The organism is Pseudomonas sp. 58 R 3, from assembly GCF_900006605.1.
GTDB classification, from domain to species: Bacteria; Pseudomonadota; Gammaproteobacteria; order Pseudomonadales; family Pseudomonadaceae; genus Aquipseudomonas; species Aquipseudomonas salomonii.
In genome coordinates this window covers 80,393-105,376 of record NZ_CVTT01000023.1, presented here as the reverse complement: position 1 = coordinate 105,376, position 24,984 = coordinate 80,393, and the positions used below count along the sequence as shown (strand labels likewise).

26 protein-coding genes are annotated in these 24,984 nt (G+C 61.6%); 12 read left to right on the top strand and 14 right to left on the bottom strand.

Going from position 1 to position 24,984, the window contains the following annotated elements; translation table 11 throughout:
- The 7 genes from cheB to BFP92_RS02530 form a co-directional block, all read left to right on the top strand.
- The coding region (cheB, locus tag BFP92_RS02560; protein WP_139114025.1) for a chemotaxis-specific protein-glutamate methyltransferase CheB at positions 1–605 on the top strand (605 nt) is incomplete at its 5' end.
- Complete coding sequence (locus BFP92_RS02555) at positions 605–1,345, top strand: flagellar motor protein (RefSeq protein ID WP_005790033.1); 741 nt, start codon at positions 605–607, stop codon at positions 1,343–1,345. The genes cheB and BFP92_RS02555, both read left to right, overlap by 1 nt.
- Positions 1,346–1,361: 16 nt before the next feature.
- A complete protein-coding gene (gene motD, locus BFP92_RS02550; RefSeq protein WP_065911552.1) occupies positions 1,362–2,249 on the top strand; it encodes a flagellar motor protein MotD in 888 nt (295 codons plus the stop codon).
- A 51-nt stretch (positions 2,250–2,300) separates the two neighbouring features.
- Positions 2,301–3,089: a ParA family protein gene (locus BFP92_RS02545; RefSeq protein ID WP_065911550.1), complete on the top strand. Its 789-nt coding sequence runs from the start codon at positions 2,301–2,303 to the stop codon at positions 3,087–3,089.
- Positions 3,089–3,874: a CheW domain-containing protein gene (locus tag BFP92_RS02540; RefSeq protein WP_065911548.1), complete on the top strand. Its 786-nt coding sequence runs from the start codon at positions 3,089–3,091 to the stop codon at positions 3,872–3,874. The genes BFP92_RS02545 and BFP92_RS02540 overlap by 1 nt, the downstream gene beginning before the upstream one ends.
- Positions 3,875–3,936: 62 nt before the next feature.
- Positions 3,937–4,419 (top strand): chemotaxis protein CheW, encoded by a 483-nt coding sequence (locus tag BFP92_RS02535; RefSeq protein ID WP_056861068.1) that lies wholly within the window; start codon positions 3,937–3,939, stop codon positions 4,417–4,419.
- Entirely contained in the window at positions 4,420–4,812 is a 393-nt protein-coding gene (locus tag BFP92_RS02530) for a DUF2802 domain-containing protein (RefSeq protein ID WP_065911546.1), read from the top strand.
- Positions 4,813–5,537: 725 nt separating this feature from the next.
- Here BFP92_RS02530 and BFP92_RS02525 read toward each other — a convergent pair.
- Positions 5,538–6,122, bottom strand: coding sequence for a c-type cytochrome (locus BFP92_RS02525; RefSeq protein ID WP_065911544.1), 585 nt, complete (start codon positions 6,120–6,122; stop codon positions 5,538–5,540).
- Positions 6,109–7,401 (bottom strand): sulfite dehydrogenase, encoded by a 1,293-nt coding sequence (gene soxC / locus BFP92_RS02520; RefSeq protein ID WP_065911542.1) that lies wholly within the window; start codon positions 7,399–7,401, stop codon positions 6,109–6,111. Before soxC ends, BFP92_RS02525 begins: the two co-directional genes overlap by 14 nt.
- A 199-nt stretch (positions 7,402–7,600) precedes the next feature.
- On the opposite strand from soxC, the gene yegS reads away from it, so the two are divergent.
- The gene (gene yegS / locus BFP92_RS02515) at positions 7,601–8,521 is read left to right on the top strand and encodes a lipid kinase YegS (protein ID WP_065911540.1); all 921 of its coding nucleotides are present in this window, start codon (positions 7,601–7,603) and stop codon (positions 8,519–8,521) included.
- On the opposite strand, the gene BFP92_RS02510 is transcribed toward yegS, so the two are convergent.
- The 3 genes from BFP92_RS02510 to BFP92_RS02500 form a co-directional block, all read right to left on the bottom strand.
- Complete coding sequence (locus BFP92_RS02510; protein WP_056861073.1) at positions 8,480–9,139, bottom strand: response regulator transcription factor; 660 nt, start codon at positions 9,137–9,139, stop codon at positions 8,480–8,482. The two genes, yegS and BFP92_RS02510, sit on opposite strands and share 42 nt — an antisense overlap.
- A complete protein-coding gene (locus tag BFP92_RS02505; RefSeq protein WP_065911534.1) occupies positions 9,136–10,029 on the bottom strand; it encodes a sensor histidine kinase in 894 nt (297 codons plus the stop codon). The genes BFP92_RS02510 and BFP92_RS02505 overlap by 4 nt, the downstream gene beginning before the upstream one ends.
- Positions 10,030–10,407: 378 nt before the next feature.
- Complete coding sequence (locus BFP92_RS02500) at positions 10,408–10,857, bottom strand: hypothetical protein (RefSeq protein WP_170875815.1); 450 nt, start codon at positions 10,855–10,857, stop codon at positions 10,408–10,410.
- Positions 10,858–11,392: 535 nt separating this feature from the next.
- On the opposite strand from BFP92_RS02500, the gene BFP92_RS02495 reads away from it, so the two are divergent.
- Entirely contained in the window at positions 11,393–12,328 is a 936-nt protein-coding gene (locus tag BFP92_RS02495; protein ID WP_017134971.1) for a chemotaxis protein CheV, read from the top strand.
- Between the two features lie 38 nt (positions 12,329–12,366).
- Positions 12,367–13,173 carry an MOSC domain-containing protein gene (locus tag BFP92_RS02490; protein ID WP_065911532.1) on the top strand — a complete coding sequence of 269 codons (807 nt, stop codon included), beginning with the start codon at positions 12,367–12,369 and terminating at the stop codon, positions 13,171–13,173.
- A 48-nt stretch (positions 13,174–13,221) separates the two neighbouring features.
- On the opposite strand, the gene BFP92_RS02485 is transcribed toward BFP92_RS02490, so the two are convergent.
- The 8 genes from BFP92_RS02485 to BFP92_RS02450 form a co-directional block, all read right to left on the bottom strand.
- Positions 13,222–13,506, bottom strand: coding sequence for a pyrimidine/purine nucleoside phosphorylase (locus BFP92_RS02485; protein ID WP_010566373.1), 285 nt, complete (start codon positions 13,504–13,506; stop codon positions 13,222–13,224).
- Between the two features lie 63 nt (positions 13,507–13,569).
- Positions 13,570–14,112, bottom strand: coding sequence for a 3'-5' exonuclease (locus BFP92_RS02480; protein WP_065911530.1), 543 nt, complete (start codon positions 14,110–14,112; stop codon positions 13,570–13,572).
- Between the two features lie 74 nt (positions 14,113–14,186).
- Positions 14,187–16,103: an acetyl/propionyl/methylcrotonyl-CoA carboxylase subunit alpha gene (locus tag BFP92_RS02475; RefSeq protein WP_065911528.1), complete on the bottom strand. Its 1,917-nt coding sequence runs from the start codon at positions 16,101–16,103 to the stop codon at positions 14,187–14,189.
- 116 nt (positions 16,104–16,219) lie between these two features.
- Positions 16,220–16,981 (bottom strand): enoyl-CoA hydratase/isomerase family protein, encoded by a 762-nt coding sequence (locus BFP92_RS02470; protein WP_065911527.1) that lies wholly within the window; start codon positions 16,979–16,981, stop codon positions 16,220–16,222.
- Positions 16,978–18,135 carry a citronellyl-CoA dehydrogenase gene (gene atuD, locus BFP92_RS02465; RefSeq protein WP_065911524.1) on the bottom strand — a complete coding sequence of 386 codons (1,158 nt, stop codon included), beginning with the start codon at positions 18,133–18,135 and terminating at the stop codon, positions 16,978–16,980. Before atuD ends, BFP92_RS02470 begins: the two co-directional genes overlap by 4 nt.
- Before the next feature lie 65 nt (positions 18,136–18,200).
- The gene (gene atuC, locus BFP92_RS02460; RefSeq protein ID WP_065911522.1) at positions 18,201–19,814 is read right to left on the bottom strand and encodes a geranyl-CoA carboxylase subunit beta; all 1,614 of its coding nucleotides are present in this window, start codon (positions 19,812–19,814) and stop codon (positions 18,201–18,203) included.
- Between the two features lie 3 nt (positions 19,815–19,817).
- Positions 19,818–20,690 carry an SDR family oxidoreductase gene (locus BFP92_RS02455; RefSeq protein WP_065911520.1) on the bottom strand — a complete coding sequence of 291 codons (873 nt, stop codon included), beginning with the start codon at positions 20,688–20,690 and terminating at the stop codon, positions 19,818–19,820.
- Positions 20,691–20,702: 12 nt separating this feature from the next.
- Entirely contained in the window at positions 20,703–22,481 is a 1,779-nt protein-coding gene (locus BFP92_RS02450) for an acyclic terpene utilization AtuA family protein (protein WP_065911519.1), read from the bottom strand.
- Between the two features lie 153 nt (positions 22,482–22,634).
- Between BFP92_RS02450 and BFP92_RS02445 the strand changes: the two genes are divergently transcribed.
- Together BFP92_RS02445 and BFP92_RS02440 are read left to right on the top strand one after the other, a co-directional pair.
- Positions 22,635–23,258 carry a TetR/AcrR family transcriptional regulator gene (locus BFP92_RS02445; RefSeq protein ID WP_065911516.1) on the top strand — a complete coding sequence of 208 codons (624 nt, stop codon included), beginning with the start codon at positions 22,635–22,637 and terminating at the stop codon, positions 23,256–23,258.
- Positions 23,259–23,351: 93 nt separating this feature from the next.
- The gene (locus BFP92_RS02440; RefSeq protein WP_065911514.1) at positions 23,352–24,140 is read left to right on the top strand and encodes a substrate-binding periplasmic protein; all 789 of its coding nucleotides are present in this window, start codon (positions 23,352–23,354) and stop codon (positions 24,138–24,140) included.
- A gap of 187 nt (positions 24,141–24,327) precedes the next feature.
- On the opposite strand, the gene BFP92_RS02435 is transcribed toward BFP92_RS02440, so the two are convergent.
- Positions 24,328–24,879, bottom strand: a complete 552-nt coding sequence (locus tag BFP92_RS02435; protein ID WP_005789991.1) for an RNA polymerase factor sigma-70 — start codon at positions 24,877–24,879, stop codon at positions 24,328–24,330.
- Between the last annotated feature and the right edge of the window lie 105 nt (positions 24,880–24,984).

Sequence of the window (24,984 nt, the reverse complement as noted above, 5' to 3'; positions counted from 1 at the left end):
GTGCCCCGGCAGCGAGCGCGCATTCGCCTGCGCCCAAGCGCAAAGCCTACAAGCTGGTGGCCATCGGTACGTCTACCGGCGGCCCGGTTGCCTTGCAGCGCGTGCTGACCCAGCTGCCGGCCAACTTCCCGGCGCCGATCGTGTTGATCCAGCACATGCCCGCCGCCTTTACCAAGGCCTTCGCCGAGCGCCTGGACAAGCTGTGCCGCATCAGCGTCAAGGAAGCCGAGGATGGCGACATCCTGCGTCCTGGCCTGGCGCTGCTGGCACCGGGCGGCAAGCAGATGATGGTCGATGGTCGTGGCGCGATCAAAATCCTGCCGGGCGATGAGCGCCTGAACTACAAGCCGTGTGTGGATATCACCTTCGGTTCGGCGGCCAAGTCCTACGGCGACAAAGTTCTGGCGGTGGTACTCACCGGCATGGGCGCCGACGGCCGTGAAGGCGCACGCCTGCTCAAGCAGGGCGGCAGCGCGATCTGGGCCCAGGACGAAGCCAGCTGCGTGATCTATGGCATGCCCATGGCCATCGTCAAGGCGGACCTGGCTGACGCGGTTTATAGCCTGGACGACATCGGCAAACATCTGGTGGAGGCCTGCCTCTGATGGATGTCTTGAGCCTGATTGGCATCACCATGGCGTTTGTCGCGATTATCGGCGGCAATTACCTGGAAGGCGGCCACCTCGGCGCCTTGGCCAATGGCCCGGCGGCGCTGATCGTGATTGGCGGCACCGTGGGCGCGGCGCTGTTGCAGTCGCCGCTGAGTTCCTTCAAGCGTGCCATGCAGATTCTGGTGTGGATCATCTTCCCGCCACGCGTGGACTTGCCGGGCGGCATTGACCGTGTCGTCAACTGGAGCCTCACCGCGCGCAAGGAAGGCCTGCTGGGCCTGGAAGGCGTGGCCGATGCCGAGCCCGACAGCTACGCGCGCAAAGGCCTGCAACTGCTGGTCGATGGCGCCGAACCCGAGGCGATTCGCAGCATTCTGGAAGTGGATTTCTACACCCAGGAAAGCCGCGATATCAACGCCGCCAAAGTCTTTGAAAGCATGGGCGGCTATGCGCCGACCATCGGCATCATCGGTGCGGTGATGGGCCTGATCCACGTGATGGGCAACCTGGCCGACCCGTCGCAGCTGGGCAGCGGCATTGCCGTGGCCTTTGTCGCGACCATCTACGGCGTGGCGAGTGCCAACCTGGTGTTGTTGCCGGTGGCCAGCAAGCTCAAGTCGATCGCCATGCGCCAGTCGCGTTACCGCGAAATGCTGCTGGAAGGCATTTTGTCGATTGCCGAGGGTGAGAACCCGCGCTCCATCGAATTGAAGCTTCAGGGCTTCATGGATTGATGGGAGGGAGTCGATTGTGAGCCGTCGCCGCCGCGAGCCTGAAGAGCACGTCAACCATGAACGCTGGCTGGTGTCCTACGCCGACTTCATCACCTTGCTGTTCGCGTTTTTTGTGGTGATGTACTCCATCTCGTCGATCAACGAAGGCAAGTACAAGATTATTTCCCAGGCGCTGGTGGGCGTATTCAACGACACCGACCGCTCGCTCAAGCCGATCCCGATTGGCGACGAGCGGCCCAAGACCGTGACGCCGGCCAAGCCGCTGGTCAATGACAGCGACGAAACCGCCGCCGGCATCGGTGGCACCAGCGACCCGCTCAAAAGCATCGCCGATGACATCAGCGCAGCGTTTGGCGACTTGATCAAATCCAACCAGATGACCGTGCGCGGCAACGAGTTGTGGGTGGAGATCGAGCTTAATTCCAGCCTGCTGTTCGCCAGCGCCGATGCGTTGCCGAGCGATCAGGCGTTTACCATCATCGACAAGGTGGCGGCGATTCTCAAACCGTTTGAGAACCCGATCCACGTCGAAGGCTTTACCGACAACTTCCCGATCAGCACTGCGCAGTACCCGACCAATTGGGAGCTGTCCTCGGCACGGGCCTCAAGCATCGTGCGCATGCTCGCGATGCAGGGCATTAACCCTGGGCGCCTGGCATCGGTGGGCTACGGTGAGTTCCAGCCGGTGGCCAATAACGCCACCGCCGAAGGCCGCGCGCGCAACCGCCGGGTGGTGCTGGTGGTGTCACGTAACCTGGATGTACGCCGCAGCCTGACCGGCACCGGTACTGCCAATGCAACACCGGATGCGGCCTTGAAGCGGGCTGGCACACAAACTGCACCGCCAACCGTTAAGCCGCCGGTTCGTCAGAGCGCCGTCAATTCTCCGTCGCCGGCTCAATAATGTTATGTAATGTCTCGGTCGCGCCTTAGCCTACCGGGAGGAACCAACTGAATGAGAGTCTGGGCAGTTGCCAATCAAAAGGGTGGAGTCGGCAAGACCACCACGTCCATCGCCCTGGCCGGCTTGCTGGCCGAGGCGGGCAAGCGTGTGGTCGTGGTCGACCTGGACCCGCACGGCTCGATGACCAGTTATTTCGGCTATGACCCGGATGCGCTGGAGCACAGCTGCTACGACCTGTTCCTGCACAAGGGCAGCGTACCGGCAGATTTGCCGGGGCAATTGCTGCTGCCCACCAGCAACGAGAGCATCTCGCTGTTGCCGTCGAGCACCGCGCTGGCGACCCTTGAGCGCCAGTCGCCAGGGCAGAGCGGCCTGGGCCTGGTGATCGCCAAGACCCTGGCGCAACTGTGGCAGGACTTCGACTACGCAATTATCGACAGCCCGCCGTTGCTGGGCGTGCTGATGGTCAACGCCTTGGCGGCCAGCCAGCAGTTGGTGATCCCGGTGCAGACCGAACACCTGGCGGTCAAAGGCCTGGAGCGCATGGTCAGCACCTTGGCGATGATCAACCGTTCGCGCAAACAGGCGCTGCCGTACAGCATTGTCCCGACTCTGTTCGACCGCCGTACCCAAGCGTCGCTGGGCACCTTGCGGGTGTTGCGCGATGCGTACCCGGAAACGATCTGGAACGGCTACATTCCGGTGGACACGCGCCTGCGTGACGCCAGCCGTGCCGGGCTCACGCCGTCGCAGTTCGACGGCAAGAGCCGTGGCGTACTGGCTTACCGTGCGTTGCTCAAACATTTGCTGTCCCAGCAACTTGTGGCGCAGGTGGCGTGATGAACCGTCCCGTTGAGCTTAAGACCCGGCCGCAACTGGCACTGGAGTCCTACCTGGACGCCTTGTTGCAGGAAGCGACGGCCGAGGAGTTGCCGGAACCGATTCTGGTACTTGAACCTGCTGTAATCGAACCTGAAAGCGCTCTGGATGAATTCCAACTGGCGGTGCTGGAAGAGCAGGCGCGTGATGCCCATGTGGTGGTGCCGATTGTGCCAGTGGCCGTGGTGGTTGCGCCCGTGGTGGTTGAACCGGTGGTGGAAGTGCATTTGCCGCCGAGCATCACGCCACCACCGGCCACGGGCGATGGTCGCCCGGCGTGGGCGGCCGAGCCGTTCGAGTGCCTGCTGTTCGACGTCGCCGGGTTGACCCTGGCGGTGCCGCTGGTATGCCTGGGGTCGATTTACTCGCTGGAAGGCCAGGAGTTGACGCCGCTGTTCGGGCAACCGGAGTGGTTCCTCGGCATCCTGCCCAGCCAGGCCGGCAACCTCAAGGTGCTGGACACGGCGCGCTGGGTGATGCCCGACCGCTACCGCGATGACTTTCGCCAGGGCTTGCAATACGTGATCTCGGTGCAGGGCTACGAATGGGGGCTGGCGGTGCATCAAGTCAGCCGCTCGTTGCGCCTGGACCCGAATGAAATCAAGTGGCGCAGCCAACGGGGCCAACGGCCCTGGCTGGCGGGCACCGTGATTGAACATATGTGCGCGTTGCTCGACGTCGCCGAACTGGCCGAGTTGATCGCCAGCGGTGCGGTCAAGACGATGCCACAGAACAAACGCAGTTGATTGAACAATAAGGGCCGTGCGGTTGCGCGGTCGAAGAAGCACACACTGAAGGGGTCAGGGGTATGAACAAGTCAGCGTCCGCACAAGGTTTGGATGATCCGATCCTGCAATGGGTTACCTTCAAACTGGACAATGAAACCTACGGCATTAACGTGATGCGCGTGCAGGAAGTGCTGCGCTACACCGAGATCGCTCCGGTGCCGGGTGCGCCGAGCTACGTGCTGGGCATCATCAACCTGCGCGGCAACGTGGTAACGGTGATCGACACCCGCCAGCGTTTTGGTCTGGTGCCGACCGAGGTCAACGACAACACGCGTATCGTGATCATCGAAGCCGACAAGCAAGTGGTCGGGATCATGGTCGACAGCGTGGCTGAAGTGGTTTACCTGCGTCAGTCGGAAGTTGAGACCGCGCCGAACGTGGGCAATGAAGAATCGGCCAAGTTTATCCAGGGCGTGTGCAACAAGAACGGCGAACTGCTGATTCTGGTTGAGCTGGACAAGATGATGAGCGAAGAAGAATGGTCGGATCTGGAGAACATCTGATTGTTTCTTGATGCGGTGGTGATTGTCCTGGCCCTGCTGTGGGCCGGGACGTTGGCATTCCTGCTGCGCTATATGCGCCAGCAACGGGAGTTGGCCGTGCAACAGGCCGAGCGCGATGCGGTGCGTGACCGGCGGATTCTGGATCTGGTCAAGCGTGTGGATCACTTCCAGCAAACTGCGGTGAAGGTTGGGGATGAGGTGCATGAACTGCGCGCGATTCTTGGGCCATTGCCGGATAAGTTGGCGCAGATTGAGCAGCGTGATCCTTCAAGCTTGTCGTTTGCCCAGGCGGCTAAATTGGTCGGCATGGGTGCGACGGTGGATGAGTTGACGCAGTCGTGTGGGTTGACCCAGGCTGAGGCGCAGTTGATGAGCAAGTTGCACAAGAGCTGATTGGCCCGATCCATTGAGACATCTCTGTCCAACTGTGGGAGCTGGCTTGCCTGCGATGGCGGTTCGTCGGTGTACATATCCGTTGCTGCGGTAACGGCGGCTTAGGGTTCCGCCCTGACGGCGGGTCACTTTTGTAAAGACCGGAATGCCGGCCCAGACAAAAGTAACCAAAAAGTCTTCGCCCCACCACTCGGTGCCTCGCCTAGGCTCGGCATGCCAGAACGAAGGCTTGAATCCGCGGCTAACCCGGCGTCCTGCCGGGTTACCCACGGATTCAAGCCTGCGTTCGGCCATCGTGGTTGACGGGGCGCCTCAGATCAAAATCAAGATCAAGATCTACAGCACGGCGGCCTGAAAGCCGACCTGAGTGGTTGAAGCAAAAGCCTATCTACCTGATGCAACGCGGTCTAAATGTGGGAGCGGGCTTGCTCGCGAATGCGGTGTGTCAGTCAATTCATCTGTCACTGATAAACCGCATTCGCGAGCAAGCCCGCTCCCACCTTTGACCGAGTATGGCTCTGCTGTTGCTGTTGCTGTTGCTGTTGCTGTCGGATTGCCGGCATGCCGAGGCATAGCGAGGCACCGAGTGTTGGGGCGAGGACCTTTTGCTTACTTTGCGTCCTTGCAAAAGTGAGCCGCCGTCAGGGCGGAACCCTAAGCCGCCGTTACCGCAGCAACGGATATGCACACCACTCAACCTGCACAATACCAAGCCCAAAAGCACATCAACGTGTTTTCGGGTTACCGAGACAATCCTTATAGCAAGGCTCCACACGCACATCCGGCCTGTCGTCGACGTAGAATCCATCGCGATTGGGCATCTTCAGATGGGTGAGGGTGGCAGCATCCAGCGTGGCGTTCGCTTCCACTATCTGGTTTTTGTTGAGGATATAACCCACCACGGCGTACACCTGATCATTGCTCAACGACTGTGGTTGCTGAAAGGGCATGGTGCGCCTGACATAGTCGAACAGGGTGGTTGCGTAGGGCCAGTAACTGCCGACGGTTTTTACCGGTTTGGGCGTGGGCAGCGAGCCGGCACCGCCGACTAATGCCGGGCCTGTGCCGCCTTCGAGGTGGGCGCCGTGGCAGCCAAGGCAGGCGGTTTGATAGACCTTTTCGCCTTCCATGACCGTGCCTTGCCCGGCGGGCAGGTTTTTGCCATCGGGCGCGACGTCGATGGTCCAACTGGCAATGTAGTGCTCTGTCACCGGCTGCCCTAAGTCGGATTTCGGCGCCGTCGATGCGCACGCAACCACGCCGATGCCCAGTAACCCCAATGCGATGGCGGTAAGCTTATGCACGGCCATTGCTCACCTCCCCATTGGCGTTGATGCGCCAGGGCTGGATGGCGTTGTTGTGGTAAAACGAAAAGTCCCCGCGCACGGCTTTCAGTTGTTCCAGGCTGGGTTGCACGTAGCCGGTCTCGTCAATGGCGCGGCTCATGATGAGCATTGCTTTGCCCTGCCATTCGAAGGGCGCACGAAACACCGTCAGGCATTTGTTCAGCACCGGCGCCTGCAGCGTGGCCGCATACCAGTTGTTCCCACCGTCGACGGACACGTCCACGCGGGTGATTGTGCCGTTGCCGCTCCAGGCGATTCCGCGTAGTTCATGCAGGCCTTTGCGGGTGAGTGTCTGGGTGCCGGACGGGGCAGTGATGATTGACTTGCATTCCATCACGAAGGAGAACTTCCTGGCCCGCCCATCCGGCATCAAGTCGGTGTATTTGGCCGTTTCCTCACGACTGTACGCCGGGGCATCGGTGACATGCAGGCGGCGCAGCCACTTGATGTGGGTATTGCCTTCGTAACCCGGCACGATAAGGCGCAGGGGGTAACCCTGTTCGGGGCGCAGCCTTTCGCCGTTCTGGCTGTAGGCCACCAATACGTCATCCAGGCATTTGTCGAGCGGCAGGCTGCGGTTCATGGCGGCGCCATCGGCGCCCTCTGCCACAATCCATTTCGCCTCAGGCTTGAGGCCTGCCGCGTGCAGCAGGGCTTTTAACGGCACGCCGGTCCACTCGGCGCAGCTGACCAGGCCTGCGACTTCAGCGGCGGTTTTGCCCCAGGGCGGCAGGAATGAAGGGTTGCCCGAGCATTCGATGAAGTGGATGCGTGAGACGGCAGGGAACTGGCGTAGCTCATCCAGGGTGAACAGCAGGGCAGTGTCGGTCAGCCCATGAATCACCAGGAAGTGCCTGGCCGGGTCAATCGCTGGCACACCGGCGTGGTGGCGTTCAAAAAACAGCCCGTTGGGCGTGATGATGCCGTCCAGTTCCTGCAAAGGCGAAGTACTGTAGGCCGACATGCGCTCGGTAAGCCCAGGGTAGAGAGTGCGCACCGTCTGCGTCTCAAAGCTGGACGGTTTACCGTAGGGCACACCGGTGGGGCCGCCCAAGTTTTTGGTCCAGGCCGGCACTTCCAGTTGTTCATCTGCAAAAGCGGTGGGTTGTGCCGCGCGTGCCAGCGGGCCAAACGCCGCACCGATTGCCGCGCTGCCAACCAGCAGGCCGGTTTTGCCGAGAAAGTCCCGGCGGGCCAAAGGGGCGGTGATTGCAGGTTTATCGTCTGTTGAGTCGTCCTTCATTCCGGCTCTCCTGAGCAAAAATTGTGGCGACTCACCAGCGGTAAACGCTGCACCAATGGTTTTAATGTAGTCGGTTTTTAATCGCAGGCTTGGAAATGGGCGTAACCCAGCGGCAAATTAATTTTCAAGCGAATGACTTTTTTCTCCTCCGCAAAGGTCCACATCCTTCAGGAACCCTTGAACCCAGGAGAATGACCCCATGACCACCCCCAAAGCACTGTTGATCCTGCACGGCAAGCAAGCCCTCAATGAGGACGTGCGCGCTGCCGTGCAGGCCCGGCGCGAGCAGGGTTGGGAGCTGGCGGTGCGGGTGACGTGGGAGGGCGGCGATGCCCAGCGCCTGGTCAATGAAGCCTTGGCCGACGGCTATACCCACTTGATCGCCGGTGGTGGTGACGGCACCTTGCGCGACGTGGCCGAGGCCATGGCCCTGGCCAAGACCGACGCCAGCCTGGTGTTGATGCCGCTGGGCACCGCCAATGACTTCGCCCGCGCCGCCGGTGTGCCGCTGGAACCTCAAAGTGCGCTGGCGCTGCTGGATGTGCCGCCCAGGGCCATCGACCTCGGCCAGGCCGGTGGGCAGATGTTCCTCAATATGGCCACCGGCGGCTTTGGCAGCCAGGTCACCGCCAATACGTCGGAAGACCTGAAAAAAGTGTTGGGCGGCGCCGCGTATCTGTTCACCGGACTGTCGCGTTTCAGCGAGTTGAAGGCGGCGTATGGCGAGCTGGAAGGGCCGGGCTTTCACTGGAAGGGCGATTTGCTTGCGCTGGGTATCGGCAACGGCCGCCAGGCGGGCGGTGGGCATGTGCTGTGCCCCGGCGCGCTGGCCGATGATGGCTTGCTTGATATCAGTATTTTGCCGGCGCCCCAGGAAGTGGTGGGCACGCTGATGACCCTGATGAGTGACGGCTGGGGCCTGGACAATATGTTTGTGCGTGCGCGTCTGCCCTGGGTCGAGATCAAGGTGGCCGAAGGGCTGTATATCAACCTTGATGGCGAGCCATTGAAAGGCGATGACCTGCGTTTTTCCGCGCTGCCCAAGGCCCTGCGCGTGCATTTGCCGCTGGGTTCGCCGTTAGTCGTCCAGGCTGATGATCTGCTCGCGAACGGCGAATAACACCAGGCCCGCCACGTCGAAGATCTGCAGGCGTTTCATGATCTGCGAGCGGTGCGCTTCCACCGTTTTGATGCTCAAGCCCAGGCCCTGGGCGATTTCCCGCGTGGACTTGCCGCGCACGATCAGGCGCAGGATCTCCAGCTGGCGCGCCGTGAGGTTGTGGCTGTCGGCGGCGGGGGAGATCGGCCCCTGGCTGCGGATCAGCGCCTGGTTGATCACCGTGTGGGCAATCGCAGGGCTCAGGTAGCGCTCGTTGTTACGCAAGGCCAGCAGAGCGTGTTCCAGCTCGCTGGCGGTGGTGTCCTTGAGCAGGTAGCCATGGGCGCCGGACTCCAGCGCGCGCATGATCAGCTCCGGGTCGGTGTGCATCGACAGGATCAGCACCTTGCTTTTGGGGTACGCCGCCTTGAGTTGCTGTAGCGCGTCGAGGCCGCCGGTGTATTTCATCGACAGGTCGAGCAGCACGATATCCGGCTGCAGGGCGCTGAATGTCTCCAGCAATTGCGCGCCATCGCTGGCCTCGCCGATCACGCTGTAGCCTGGGATGTCCTGGATCAGCGCGCGTACGCCGGCCCGGATCAGTGCGTGGTCATCCACCAGGAGTAAGTTGCAAGTCACTCGAGAACCTTAGGGGAATTGGCCCGTTCGAGGGCGCGGGGCGCCCAGGGGAAAAGCGCTTCGATGCGCGTGCCTTTGCCTGGCTGGCTGCTGACAGACAACGCACCGCCCAGTTGGTCGATGCGCTCGCTCATACCGGCCATGCCCCGTTGGCCTTCCAGGCTTGGGTTGATTGCCGGTGAAAAGCCCAGGCCGTCATCGCAGATCATCAGCGACAGGCCTTCGGGCAGGCGTTGCAGGCGTACCAGCAGATTCTGCGCCTGGGCATGGCGCAACATATTGGTCACCGCTTCCTGGGTGATGCGAAAGGCTGCCACGGCCATTTCTTCCGGGATGCCGGTCAGGCGCTGCTGGCATTCCAGGCTCCAGTGTACCGAGGTGTTTTCCAGGGTCTTGAGCAAGTGCGCGCGCAGGCTTGCCTCAAGGCCCAGGCTGGCCAACTGGCGGGGGTTGAGGATGGCGGACACGTCGCGCACTTTGGCCAGGGTTTCGTTCAAGGTATTGCATAACACCGTGCATTGGCTTTGCAGGTCGTCGGGCAGGCGGCGCTTGAGCCATTCGCTTTGCAGTTTGGCGGCGGTCAGCAGTTGGCCGATATCGTCATGCAATTCGCGGCTGAGGCGGTGGCGCTCGTTTTCCTGGACCTGCAGCAGACGGTCGGCCAGTTCCTGCGGCTGGAACTTGATCGACTTGCGCGAGCGCCACTGCTGCAGCCCCACCACCACCAGGGTGGCCAGGTTGAGCAGCAGTATCAGCAAGGGCAGCGGCGCGGCGCGGGTGTAGGCCCACAGGCTGACCAACAGCGAGCAAAGGCACAGGGCGAGGACCAGGCGGCGGGCATTGCTGCGGGACACGGACCATGCGACGAGTGACTTTAGGCTGGCGTACATAGCGGATGGAGCCACTGAAGGTTCGCTGCGGGAAGACCGGTCATGGCGGCTGACAGGGCTCTGTGTGGAATGCGGTGCTGGAACGTTTTTTTATACATGATGAAGTTGAGTCACTTCGAGCGGGGCATAGTACCACCACTATTACCGTTGGTCGCCTGGCGCCTTACCCGGTGCGGTTTAATCTGCGCCAAACGCCGAGGAACCTGACTCTGTAGTTAAAAGAGTCAGCCGTTTACCCAGGGTAATTATATTAATTGGGTTTGTTTGTATCGATAGTGCGGTGATGGCTAATTGATATATAGCCCGCGCATCATTGTCGACCGCTTAATGTACGGTCGTTTTTAGATAACTCGACGATCAAATACGACCTGCCGGCACTCAGGACGCGTGATGTACGCGCTGTTGTGGTTTATGCGTGAAGTCTTTCTGTGGGATCTGCAAGGTGACGGTCGCGATCAGTGTGGTTTGTTCGCTGTCGTCCAGCGTCAGTTCGCCCGTACGGATGTCGATCAGTTCCAGTTGCCAGGCCAGTAACGTCAGGCAGTCATGCAGGGCATTCAGCGCCTGGTCATGCAGCTCCATGGGGCTGGCGGCGTTGGCGATCAGGCATTGGATATGTCGGGAAAACTCGCTGATTGCCTGCAGGGCCAGGCCTTCGGCCTTTTCCGCGAGCTTGGCCAGGCTGGTTTTTATGCAGTCGACGGCATCGCTGTCATTGCGAATCAGATGTAAATGGTGCAAGCACTCTTCTGACTTGGCCAACAGCTTTTCGGCTTCGAGCAGAAACTCGGGAAGTGCAGTTTGCCATTCGTTTGCGCTATTCATCATACAAGTCTCCGCAACATAAGGTCGGGTGATGAGATGCCGCACTGGGTGAATGGCGTAAAACTACCGCTGAAATGTGACTGAGATCTGTAGCCTGCTTCTGAAATTCCAGTAGGACCGTTACTTGAATGATCAGAGTATCCGTGGAAGGCCCTGGTCATTCGGGTCATTTGCACAACTTTGGTTGCCGCCACGTATAAGTCTGGAAGACCCGTGGGCCGAGGGCTTGGTATGGCAAACAAAAGCCTGACTCCATTCATGCAATGAGAATGGCGTCACATTAATGGCTATTAGATATCGCGAATATCAGGTCGGGCCTGATTGTGCATAGGGGAATCCCTTACGCAGCGGAACCCTGCGCCGATTTGAAGGTCGCGCAAGGTCGCTGTACTGCCGTCTGGAGAGCAGATTGCAGTAAACCATGATGTCAGTGTGACATCAATGAATTTACATGGCATTTTACCAGGGTCAAGGTCTGGCGCTTGCCGCCGATAACAAGCCTTAAGTGAGCTGCACAATCCCACATCAGGAGCTTTTAATGGCCGGCATTCTCGACACGGTAGATCAACGCACGCAATTGGTGGGTGAGAATCGCCTGGAGATCCTCATGTTTCGCCTGGCCGGGCGGCAACTGTTTGCGATTAACGTGTTCAAGGTTCAGGAAGTCCTGCAACTGCCCAAGTTGACCCTGATGCCCCAGCGTCACCCGTTTGTCTGCGGCGTGGTCAACCTGCGTGGCCAGACCCTGCCGGTGATCGACCTGTCCCAGGCCATCGGCATGCGCCCGCTGGTGCCGGGGCCGAACAGCACAATTATCGTCACCGAGTACAACCGTTCGGTGCAGGCGTTCCTGGTGGGCGGTGTGGATCGCATCGTCAACATGAACTGGGAAGCCATCCTGCCGCCACCGGCCAGCGCCGGGCGCCAGCATTACCTCACGGCCATCAGCAAGGTCGATGACCAGTTGGTGGAAATCATCGACGTGGAAAAAGTCCTCGCCGAAATCGTGCCGTATAACGCCAAAGTCTCGCGTGAAAAACTTGAAGACCCGGTGCTGGAACGTGCCCGTGGCCGCGAAGTGCTGCTGGTGGACGACTCCAATGTGGCCCTCTCGCAACTGCGCGACACCCTGGGGCAACTCGGCGTGAAGATGCACATTGCCAGCGACGGCCTCAAGGCCCTGAACATGCTCAAGGCCTGGGCCGACAGCGGCCAGGTCATGACCGACAAGTTGCTGATGATCTTCACCGACGCCGAAATGCCCGAGATGGATGGCTACCGCCTGACCACCGAAATCCGCAACGACCCGCGCCTGCGTGGCCTTTACGTGGTGCTGCACACCTCGCTGTCGGGCAGCTTCAACGACTCGATGGTCAAGAAGGTCGGCTGCGACAACTTCCTGTCCAAATTCCAGCCCGACAAGCTGGTGGATGTGGTGCGCCAACGCTTGATGTTGGACGAAGTGCCCGCCTGACTTTAGGATGACACTTTGTTTCCCAGGAATGCAGGCCCATGCTTCGTCTCAGCGCGCTGTACCGTTACCCCTTGAAGTCCGGCAAGGCCGAAACCTTGCAACGCATCGGCCTGGACAAACTCGGGCTGGACGGGGATCGACGCTGGATGCTGGTGGACGAAGCCAGTGGGCGATTCCTGACCCAGCGGGCGGTGGCGAAGATGAGCCAGTTGTCGGCGTTGTGGAACAGCGCCGGAGGCCTGACCTTGAATTCACCCGGCTTTGCCGCGCTGGACGTGGCGCTGCCGGGCAGCGATGCCGAGTTGCGCGGCGTCACTATCTGGCGCGACACCCTGCGCGTGCCGGATGCCGGCGATGCGGCGGCGGCCTGGGTCAGTGACTTTATCGGCAAGCCCACACGGTTGGTGCAGGTGCCGCTGGCACGCGCACGTACCACTGAAGCGGGTTATGGCAAGGACGACGATCAGGTCGGTTTTGCCGATGGTTTCCCTTTGCTGCTGATCGGCCAGGCCTCGTTGGACGACTTGTCCCAGCGCATCGGCCGCCCGATGGAGATGTTGCGTTTCCGTCCCAATCTAGTGATTGAAGGCAGCGAGGCCTTCGCCGAAGACGGTTGGAAACGCCTGCGTATCGGCGATGTGGAGTTGCGCGTGGTCAAGTCGTGCTCGCGCTGCATCCTCACCACCATCGACCCGGCCAGCGGCGAGCGCAACGACGACCGCGAACCGCTGGCGACTCTCAAGACCTACCGTGAGCAGGACGGTAACGTGATGTTCGGTCAGAACCTGGTCAACGACGGCATCGGCGAGTTAGCCGTCGGCATGCCCGTGACGATCCTGGAATAAAAAATGCCCGTCTCCTGCGAGACGGGCATTTTTTTTGCGCTGTAACCCTTAGCCGCGGTATTCGCACAGGTAAGCGGTGTCTACGGCGACCTTCAGCTGGAACTTGCTGTTGGCCGGCACATTGAACTGGCTGCCGGCGGCGAAGGTTTCCCAGGCGTTGGCGTCTGGCAGCTTGACGGACAGGGCGCCGGACACCACGTGCATGATTTCACGCTGGGCGGTGCCGAATTCGTATTCACCCGGGGCCATCACGCCGATGGTCGCAGGGCCCTCTGCGGTGCCGAAAGCGATCGACTTGACGGTGCCGTCGAAGTACTCGTTGACTTTGAACATGGGTGAATCCTCGGAAAAGGGTCTGTAAAGGTCAGCCAGTATGCCCAAGGCCAGGGGAGCTGCCTAGACCGGCAAAATCAACGGCAGCAGGCGTGCGGTGTTGCGCGCGTCTTCCAGTGCCCGATGTTGCTGGCCATGGAACTGCATCCCCGCCAATTGCAGCGCGCCGTTGAGCCCCAGGGGCTTGTCCAGCCGGCGGGCCTTGGCGAAACGCTGCTTGAGGTTCACATGCGGCGTCTGCGCGAGCGCGCTGGTCAGGCCATGGCGTTGCCATTCAAGTTCAAGCTGCGCGCGGTCGTAGTCGCCCCAGCTGGCCCAGCCTTCCAGGCGCGCTTGATGCTGGCCCAGCCAACGCTCGAACAACGGCCACACCTCGGTGATCGGCGCCGCCGCGTCGATGTTGGCCTGGGTAATATGCGTGAGTTGGCGACAGAACGGCGTCAGCAGGGGCCGGCGCAGCGGCCGCACGAAGCGCTGGAAGTGATCCAGCTCGCGGCCCTGGCGGTTCACCAGGCTGGCGCCGATCTCGATGACTTCCATCTCCGTCACGGGCCAGCCGCCTTCATCCGTTGTGGCTTCAAGGTCAATAATCAGCCAATGGGGCATGGTGCAGGTTCCCGTACTCGTCCTTTCCTGATGGGGATAGAGCGTAGCTGGGCCGTGTAGTTCCGCCTAGGGGGTTATTCGATCTCCAGCAAAACCTGGCGATTGCGCACTTGATCACCTGCGACGACCTGCACACCCTTGATCACACCGTCGATGCCGGCCGTCAGCGGATGCTCCATTTTCATGGCTTCGAGCACCAGCAGCAGTTGGCCTTTGCTGACGCGTTCACCGGCGCTCACGCGGATATCGACAATCGCGCCGTCCATCGGCGCCTTGACGACGCCGGTGCTGGCGTCGGCCTGGCGGCTGGCGACCTGTTGGGTGTGGTTGATGATCTTCACGCCCGGCAGCCAGAGTTGAGTGTCGTCCAGGTGATAGGGCAGGCGCCGGCGAACGCCGTTGATCACCAGCGTGGCCCAGCGGCCGTCGGTGGTCAGGTCGTGGATCTCGATGCCGTTGGCGTGCAGGTGGTTGCCCTCCAGTACGCTGAGGTCGAGCTCCTGCATCTCGTCATTCACCGTCAGGCGATAGCGCCAGGCGGCGTTGTTGCGCCATCCCGACAAGCCTTGTCGGTGGGTGCTGGCGCTGTGTTGGTAAAACAGCGCGGCGGCCAGCGCGACCTGCTCCTCTGTCGCGGCCTGACGCGGAATGTGATTGAAGTGCTCGGCGATAAACCCGGTGCTGAACTCGCCCGCGATAAAGTCCGCGTGCCTGAGCAGGTCCACCAGCAAAGCCTGGTTGGTGGTGATGCCCAGCAACACCGTGTCTTGCACTGCGCGCAGCAATTTGCGCCGGGCCTCTTCCCGGGTGGCGCCATGGGCGATGATTTTGCCCAGCATCGCGTCATAGAACGGGCTGATGCGCTGGCCTTCCAGCACCCCATGGTCGATGCGTACGCCGCCAGCCGGTTCCCAGCGCAGCACATCGCCGGTTTGCGGCAAAAAGCCCTGGGCCGGGTCTTCGGCGTACAGGCGTACTTCCATGGCGTGGCCGGTCAGGGTCACGTCGGCCTGTTGCAACGGCAGCGGTTCGCCGGCGGCGATGTTCAGTTGCAACCCAACCAGGTCCAACCCCGTGATCAGTTCGGTGACCGGGTGCTCCACTTGCAGGCGGGTGTTCATTTCCAGGAAGTAGAAGTGGCCGTTGCGGTCGAGCAGAAACTCCACCGTGCCTGCACCGACGTAATTGACCGCACGCCCGGCCTTCAGCGCCGCTTCGCCCATGGCTTGGCGCAGCGCGGGCGTCATCACCGGGCAGGGCGCTTCTTCGATGACTTTCTGGTGGCGGCGCTGGATCGAACAGTCGCGTTCGCCCAGGTAGATGAGGTGGCCGTGGCTGTCGCCGAACAGTTGGATTTCAACGTGGCGCGGGTCGATCAGGGCTTGTTCGAGGATCAGTTCGTCGCTGCCAAACGCGTTGAGGGCTTCGGAGCGTGCTGTGCGCAGTTGGTCGAGCAGTTGGCTGCTGCCGTGGACCAGGCGCATGCCACGCCCGCCACCGCCGGCACTGGCTTTGATCATCAACGGGTAGCCGATGCGCTCAGCCTCTTGCTGCAAGGTCGCGTCATCCTGGGCAGTGCCTTGGTAACCGGCGATGCACGGCACACCCGCGTCGAGCATGGCGAGTTTGGACTGGCGTTTGCTGCCCATCAGCTCGATGGCGGCCACGCTGGGGCCGATGAAGGTGAGGCCGGCGTCCAGGCAGGCTTGGGCGAATCCAGCGTTTTCGGAGAGGAAACCGTAACCTGGGTGGATGGCGTCGGCGCCTGTGCGTCTGGCGGCGTCGAGAATGGCCGCAATGTTGAGGTACGACTGGTTGACGGGTGCGGGGCCGACAGGGACGGCTTCGTCGGCCATTTGCACGTGCAGGGCCTGGGCGTCGGCGTCGCTGTAGATGGCGACGGTTCTGTAACCCAGGGCCTGGGCGGTGCGCTGGATGCGGCAGGCGATTTCGCCGCGGTTGGCGATCAGGATTTTGGTGAATGCAGGCATGGGGTTATCCCTTGGATGATGGGGTGTTCGTGCTGGCCTCTTCGGGAGCAAGCCCCCTCCCACATTTGAAGGGGTTCACACATCAAAATGTGGGAGCGGGCTTGCTCGCGAAAGCGTCATTTGCACCACCCAGGCTTACGCTTCTGTACAAAAGCCTGCGTCCCCTCAATCCCTTCCTCACTGCTCACCGCCTCGGCAAACCACTGCGCGGCCTGATCCAACAGCGGGCCGACCGGCTGTTCCACGCTGGCGAGCAACAGCGCTTTAGTCCGCGCATTCGCCCCCGGCGCACAGCGCAACACCTGCCCCAGCACTTCATCCAGCCGCTCTGCCAAGGCTTGTGCATCGCGCTCGACGTAATGCACCACGCCCAATCGCTGTGCCTCAACCCCATCAAACCGCGCCGCTGTCAGCGCCAGCCGCCGCGACTGGGTCAAGCCAATGCGCTTGACCACAAACGGCGCAATCTGCGCCGGCAACAAGCCCAGGCTGGTCTCCGGCAGGCCGAACTGCGCCTGGTGGTCGGCAATCGCGATATCACTGACGCACGCGAGCCCAAACCCGCCGCCCAGCACGGCGCCTTGCAGCACCACGATCACTACTTGCGGCACGGCTTCGACGGCTTGCAACAGGGTGCCGAAGGCGCGGTTCAGCGCCTGCAACTGCCCGCCCGCCATGACCATGTCTTTCACATCCGCCCCGGCACAGAAGTGCCCGCCGGCGCCGCTGATCACCACGGCGCGCACCTGGCTGTCCAATTGTGCCAAGACCGCCTGCAGTTCGTTGACCATCTCCAGGCTCATCGCATTACGGCTGGCGGGGCGGTTAAGGGTGATGTGCAGCACGCCGTTGTGTGGTTCGAGCAGCAGGGTGTTCATGATTTTTTCCCGGGCAGGGTGCCCATCAATTTGCAGATGATGCCCAGCATGATTTCGTCGGCGCCGCCGCCAATCGACACCAGCCGCACATCACGGTAGGCGCGGGCCACCGGGTTGTCCCACATAAAGCCCATGCCGCCCCAGTATTGCAGGCAGCTGTCGCTGACTTCACGGCCCAGGCGCCCGGCCTTGAGTTTGGCCATGGAGGCCAGGCGGGTCACATCCTGGCCTTTGATGTATTGCTCGGTGGCCTGGTAGACCAGCGCGCGCAGGCATTCGATTTCGGTGGATAACTCGGCCAGGCGAAAGTGGATGACCTGGTTGTCGATCAGCGCCTTGCCGAAGGTCTGGCGCTCTTTGCAGTATTCGATGGTGCTGTCGATGCAGTGCTCCAGGCCCTTGATCATATTGGCCGCGCCGAACAGGCGTTCTTCCTGGAACTGCAGCATTTGCATCATGAACCCCGCGCCTTCGTGGCCGATGCGGTTGCGTTGCGGCACGCGCACACCGTCGAAAAACACCTGGGCGGTCTCGGAGCTGTGCATGCCGAGCTTTTCCAACGGCGGGCTGACGCTGATGCCTGAGGTGGTCATCGGCACCATGATCAGTGATTTGTTGATATGCGGCTTGTCGTCGGAGGTGTTGGCCAGCAGGCAAATAAAGTCGGCGCTGGGCGAGTTGGTGATCCACATTTTGCTGCCGTTGATCACGTAGTCGTCGCCGTCCTTGCGCGCGTGGGTTTTAAGCCCCGCCACGTCGGAGCCGGCGCCGGTTTCCGAGACGCCGATGCAGCCCACCTGCTCGCCGCTGATGGCCGGGCGCAGGAACTCATCGCGCAGCTCATCGGAGCCGAAGCGGGCGAGGGCGGGCGTGCACATGTCGGTCTGCACGCCGATGGACATGGGGATGCCGCCGCAGTGAATGGTGCCGAACTCTTCGGCGGCCACGATTGAGTAGCTGTAGTCCAGGCCCATGCCGCCAAATTGTTCCGGCTTGGAAATGCCCAGCAGGCCGAGGTCGCCGGCCTTGCGGAAGATCTCGTGAATGGGGAAGCGCCCGGCTTTTTCCCACTCGTTCACATGCGGGTTGATCTCGCGGTCGACGAAGGCACGCACGGTGCGGCGCAGTTCCTGGTGTTCCTGGGTGAAGATCATGGTTGTTCTCCTTGTTGGGACGCGGAGCGTCCTTGGCTGCATTACCACGCGGAGCGTGGGAACGATCAGCGCGCTACACCAAAACTGTTGGGCTGCAGTTGGCGCACCTCGGCCTCGTGGCAGATGTCCAGCAAGAACCCCACTAGCGTGCGGGTATCGCGTGGATCAATCAGCCCGTCGTCCCACAGGTTGGCGCTGCCATACAGCGCGGTGGACTGGCTGTCGAGCTTCTGCGCGGTGACCTGTTCGAGCATGTCCAGCATCTTGGGGTCGGGCACCAAACCGTCTTTCAATTGCTTGGCCTCAGTCACGATGCGCAGCACCTTGCCCGCCTGCGCGCCGCCCATCACCGCCGTGCGGCTGTTGGGCCAGGCGAAGATAAACCGTGGGTCCAGGCCACGGCCGCACATCGCATAGTTGCCTGCACCATAAGAGCCGCCGACCACTACCGTGAGTTTAGGCACCCGCGCATTGGCCACCGCCTGGATCATCTTCGCGCCGTGCTTGATCACGCCTTGTTGCTCCGACTCGGTGCCGACCATAAAGCCGGTGGTGTTGTGCAGGAACAACAGCGGCGTGCGGCTCTGGTCGCACAGTTGGATAAATTGCGCCGCCTTGCTCGCGCCCTTGGGCGTAATGGGGCCGTTGTTGCCGATCACACCGACGGCGCGGCCCTGGATATGCAAGTGGCCGCAGACGGTATGGGCATCGAATTCGCCTTTGAATTCGAGGAAGTGTGAGCCGTCGGCCAGGCGTGCGAGGATTTCGCGCACGTTGTAGGGTTTTTTCGGGTCGTCGGGGATCAGTCCCAGCAACTCATCAATCGGATACAGCGGCTCCTTGTAAGCCCGTTGTGGAACAGGCGGCAGGCGATCATCCCAAGGCAGCAGGCTGACGATTTCGCGCACGATGCGCACGCCGTCGGCATCGTTTTCCGCCAGGTATTCGGCCGTACCGGCGGTTTGCGCGTGCATCTCGGCGCCGCCCAATTCTTCGTCGGTCGCGACTTCGCCGGTGGCGGCCTTGAGCAGCGGCGGCCCGGCCAGAAACAGCTTGGCCTTGCCGCGCACCACCACCACGTAATCCGACAGCCCCGGCTGATACGCCCCGCCAGCGGTAGCCGAGCCGTGCACCACGGTGATCTGCGGCAAGCCCATGGCCGACATGCGCGCCTGGTTGGCGAAGCTGCGCGCGCCTTCGACGAAAATCTCCGCCGCGTAGTTGAGGTTGGCACCGCCGCTTTCGGCCAGGGTCACCACCGGCAGTTTGTTTTCCATGGCGATCTGTTGCAGGCGCAGGGATTTTTTCAGGCCGGACGGCGAAATGGTGCCGCCCTTGATCGCGCTGTTGTTGGCTACCACCAGCATGCGCACGCCGCTGACGTAGCCGATGCCGGCGATCAGACCGCCACCGGCGGCGCTGCCGTCTTTGTCGTCGTGGAGTTTGTAGCCGGCCAGGCTGGCCAACTCCAGAAACGGCGCGCCGGGGTCCAGCAGCAGGTTGAGGCGCTCGCGGGGCAACAGTTGGCCGCGTTTGTCGAACTTGGGCTTGGCTTCCTGGGCTTTGGCGAGCAGGTTGTGCTCCAGCTGGCGTAACTGCTGGATGCTTGCGAGCATGGCTTCGCGGTTTTGCGCGAACTGTGGGCTGTGGGCGTCGATCAGGCTTTCAATCACCGGCATGGTTTAGGGCTCCGTCTTCAGCACATCGGGCAAATACGCACGGTGGAAACCATTGAACGCCTCGCTCGGCGGCTGCGCTTTGTGCAGCGGCCAGGCGCGGCTGCCCAGGCTGGCGGCGCCGTCGATGCGCAAGGTGCTGCCGCTGATAAAGGCGGCGGCGGGGCTGAGCAAAAACACGATGGCCGCGCTGACTTCCGATTCGGTGCCGATGCGTTTGAGCGGCACGTGTTCGCGCAAGGTGGGGATCACCGCCTTGAACGCGCCTTCGTAGGTGTCCATGCCGCTGGAGGCGATCCAGCCCGGCGCAACGGCGTTGACGCGCACCCCGGCGTAACCCCATTCGAAGGCGGCGGTCTTGGTGAAGTTGTCCATCCCTGAACGTGCTGCGCCCGAGTGGCCCATGCCGGGCATGCCGCCCCACATGTCGGCGAGCATGTTGACGATGGCGCCGCCGTGCTTGCTCATCGACTGGTTGAACACTTCCCGCGCCATCAGGAAACCGCCGACCAGGTTGGTGCGCAGCACGGTTTCAAAGCCTTTTTGATTGATCGACGCCAGTGGCGACGGGTATTGGCCGCCGGCGTTGTTGACCAACCCATGGATCGGCCCGTGCTCGCGGAGGATCTGCGTGACCAGCGCTTTCACCGCTTCTTCATCGCGAATGTCGCAGGCTTGCCAGTGCGCGGTGCCGCCGTCTTCGGCGATTTCGGCCGCGACGTTTTGCAGCTTTTGCGGCTTGCGCCCCACCAGTATCACGCTGGCGCCAAGGGCCGCCAGTTCATGGGCGGTGCAGCGGCCAATGCCGCTGCCGCCGCCGGTGACTATCACGGTTTGCCCCTGGAACAGGTCGGCTTTGAAGATCGAGTCGAAGGCCACGGCGACGGTCCTTTAGGAAAGTTGATCGGCTAGGTATTGCGGCACGGCGATGGGAATTTCCAGCAACTGCTGGGCGAAAGCCTTGCCTTGCGGGTCGATGCGCAGGCTGGCGATGCCGCCGCCGCCCAAGGCGTTTTCCAGCAGGAAATTCAAGCTGTGGCTGCCGGGCAAGTACCAGCGCTCGACACGGCCGTGAAGTGGGTCGAGCACGTGGCTCATCCAGTCGACGATCACCTCCGGCGTGAGTGCTTCGGCAATCCAGGGCAGGTAGTCGGGGTGGCGGGCGATCACGCCGATATTGCTGTGGTTGCCCTTGTCGCCGGAGCGCGCCACGGCCAGTTTCACCAGGGGCACACTGGCGTCGGCGCGGCCTTCGGGCTTGGGCGGATCGATCGGTGCGGCGGGTGTGCGCATGGGCACTGATGAAGGCAACGCAACGGCGTGACGCTCGCCTTGGAAGTCGACCAGCGGCGTACAGGATGACTTGTCGATCAGGAATGAAAACAGCCGGATCAGCGGGTACACCGTCGGCCGGCCGCCGACGATGCCGGTCAAGCCGGGCGCCATGCCGGTCGCCGCCTGAGCGATCTCGCGCGCGAACAGCACCAAGGCCTGCTTGCTCGGGTGGCGTACCGCCAATTTCACCACCACCTCGCGGCAATCCTGGCGCTGGGTGTGGGCGCCGTAGGTGGCTTCGCTGCCAAGCAGTTCGATATTGACCTCAGTGTAAGGCGCCCAACCGCGTTGGCTGAACAGCTCCGAGGTCTTGTTGATGATCGCCTGGCTGACTCGCTCGGCCTTGGCCACCGCGTCGATACCGGCGATCAGGCAACTGGCGGTGCAGCGGAAACCGTCGGGGTAAGTGGCGCTGACCTTGTACTGGTCGGTGGGCGGCAAACCCTTGGCGCCGTGCAGGCGCACGCAATTTTTGCCTTGCTGCTGCAGGTTGACCTGGCTGAAATCGCAGATTACATCGGGCAGTAAATACGCACGCGGGTCGCCGATTTCATACAGCAACTGTTCGGCCACGCTGAGTTCGCTGATCAGCCCGCCGGTGCCGGCGACTTTATTCACGCTGAATTGGCCGTCGGCGCTGACCTCGACGATGGGAAAACCGATGTGCTCGTAGTCCGGTACATCACGCCAATCGGTGAAGTTGCCGCCGCAGCACTGCGCGCCACATTCGATGATATGCCCGGCGAGCGCGGCTTGAGCGAGGCGGTCGTAGTCCTGCCACGACCAGTTGAATTCATGCACCAACGCGGCGCTGACCACGGCGCTGTCGACCACGCGCCCGGTAATCACAATATCGGCGCCCAGCGCCAGTGCCTGGGCAATGCCGGGTGCGCCGAGGTAGGCATTGGCCGAGACGCACACTGGCGGCAGGGGCGCGTCGTTGAACATATCGGTGATGTTGTGCAGTTGCTTGAGTTGAGGTTGCAGGTCATCGCCCAGCAGCACCGCGATTTTCAGCGGCACATCGGCCTTGTCGCAGGCCGCTTGCAGGGCGGCGGCGCAGGCGTGGGGGTGGATACCGCCGGCGTTGCTGATCACGCGGATGCCCTGGCGCTGGATATCGCCGAGCAACGGCGTGAGCACCTCGACAAAGTCCGTGGCGTAACCGGCCTGGGGATCTTTCATCCGCGCACCGGCAAGAATCGACATCGTGACTTCCGCCAGGTAGTCGAACACCAGGTAATCCAGGGCGCCGCCGTGCACCAGTTGGGCGGCAGCCGTGCAGGTGTCGCCCCAGAAGGCGCTGGCGCAGCCGATACGAACCGTCTTGCTCATGAGAAATCCTTCCTCCGATGGCTGGCATCGAGACTACCAAGCAAGCGCTTGGTTTGTAAACCGTTGACATAAGTTTTGCCCAAGCGCTTGCTTGGCTGACGGCCACGGCCTAAATTGCCGCCCAAGACGTCAGTAGAGATGAAGGAGAGCAGCATGGATGAGCACAAAGCCCTGCGGGTGATGCGCACCATGGTCGACGGCGGCCAGTTGACCGACCCCGACAGTGCCCGGGGCAAGTTGCTGCAAACCGCGGCTCACCTGTTTCGCAACAAGGGTTTCGAGCGCACCACCGTGCGTGACCTGGCCAGTGCCGTGGGCATTCAGTCCGGCAGTATCTTTCATCACTTCAAGAGCAAGGACGAGATCCTGCGTGCCGTGATGGAGGAAACCATCCACTACAACACCGCGATGATGCGCGCTTCACTTGAAGAGGCCAGCAACGTGCGCGAACGCGTGCTGGCGCTGATCCGCTGCGAGTTGCAGTCGATCATGGGCGGCAGTGGCGAGGCGATGGCGGTGCTGGTTTACGAATGGCGTTCACTGTCGGCCGAGGGCCAGGCCCAGGTGCTGGCGCTGCGCGATGTGTATGAGGACATCTGGCTGCAAGTGCTGGGCGAGGCCAAGGCGGCGGGTTACATCCGCGGGGATGTGTTTATCACTCGGCGCTTCCTGACCGGCGCCTTGTCCTGGACCACCACCTGGTTTCGCGCCGAAGGCAGCCTGACCCTCGAGCAGTTGGCCGAGCAGGCGCTGTTGATGGTGCTTAAAGCCGATTGAGGCGCAAGCTATTAATTTGCCGACGGAAAGTTGTCTCACCTGACAAAAACGCCTAGCTTATTGCCATCAGAGTGTTAAACGGTGTGTGCCTCAATGTTTTCGCCATGGCGGCTGGCTGCAGGACTGACTATATGGGCACTGGGCACCGCGTGGTGGCTGCCGGTGTCGGCCGCGCAATGGGTCAGGATCGGCGCCGCACACTTCCCGCCCTACACCGTTCGGCCCGAGCAGGGCGCCGACACCGGTTTATTGCCGCAATTGATAGAAGCCCTGAACGCTGCGCAAACCGACTACCGGTTTGTGCTGGTGCCTACCTCGATTCCACGGCGCTTTCGTGATTTCGAGCAAGGCCGGGTCGACATGGCCATCTTCGAAAACCCCGACTGGGGTTGGCAGGGTATTCCCCACACCAGTGTCGACATGGGCCTGGAAGATGCAGAAATCTTCGTCGCCCAACGTAAACCCGGCCGCGACCAAGGCTATTTCACCGACCTTGCCGGTAAGCGCCTGGCGGTGTTCAGCGGTTATCACTACGCCTTTGCCGGTTTCAACCCCGACCCCAGGAACATGGCCGAACACTTCAACGCCACGTTGACCTACTCCCATGACAGCAACCTGCTGATGGTGGCGCGCGGGCGTGCCGATATTGCGCTGGTCACGCGTTCGTACCTGAGCGATTTCATGGTGCGTAACGCGGACATGGCCGGGCAGTTCCTGGTCTCGGAGCGGATTGACCAGGTGTATCACCACTACGCGCTGGTACGCCCCAAAGCGCCGATCACAGGGCCTGCGTTCGCTGAGCTGCTCAAACACCTGCGTGACAGCGGGGAGCTGTTGAAGATCTTCGAGCCGTATCGCATTGATGTGATGCCGGTGCCCTGATTATCTGGGTTGAGCACGCTTGGTGTGGCGAGCAGGCTTTTTGTGGCGAGCAGGCTTGCCCTGCGTTGGGCTGCGAAGCGGCCCTAAAACCAGACACTCGGTACTAATTGGAAGAACGCGGTGGCCTTATTGAGGCCGCTTCGCGCCCAACGCAGGGCAAGCCTGCTCGCCACATATCCCTACAGCTTCACACCCTGCGCGCAAACGTATCGCTATGGCTGCCCGACACCTTGCGGCAATGCACCAGCGCATCACGAATCATGAAGTTGACCAGGGTTGGGGACACGCCCAACTCCTTGGCGATGTCCTTTTGCGGCACGCCGTGCAGGCGGTACATCTCGAACGCGTAGCGGGTGCGCTGGGGTAGCTCCGTCAGGGCGTCGGCGATGTTTTCCAGGGTATTGAAGTTGATATGCGAGGTTTCCGGTGAAGCGCCGTGAATAACCACATTCAAGCCTTCCTCTTCCGTCCCCGAATACTTGAGCTCCAGGGCCTGCTTGCGGTAGTGATCGATGGCCAGGTTGCGCACGATCTGGAACAGGTAACTCAATTGCGCCTTGAACGACGAGGTGATGGTCGGCGCTGATTGCAGCCGAAAGTAGGCGTCCTGCACGACGTCTTCGGCACGTGAGCGGCAGCCGGTAATCCGGGCGGCGATCTTCACCAAAATAAGTCGATTGTCGACGAATGCCTGCAAAAGGGGTGAGTCGCACCTGCCTGTGGATACTTGTTCCGTCATGGAAATCACCTTGTTGCGAAAGAGTTGGGGGAGGGCGTCCTGGCTGAGGCCTCCTACACATCGGGCAACAAATTATGCTGAATGATAATGATTGTCAAATGAGAA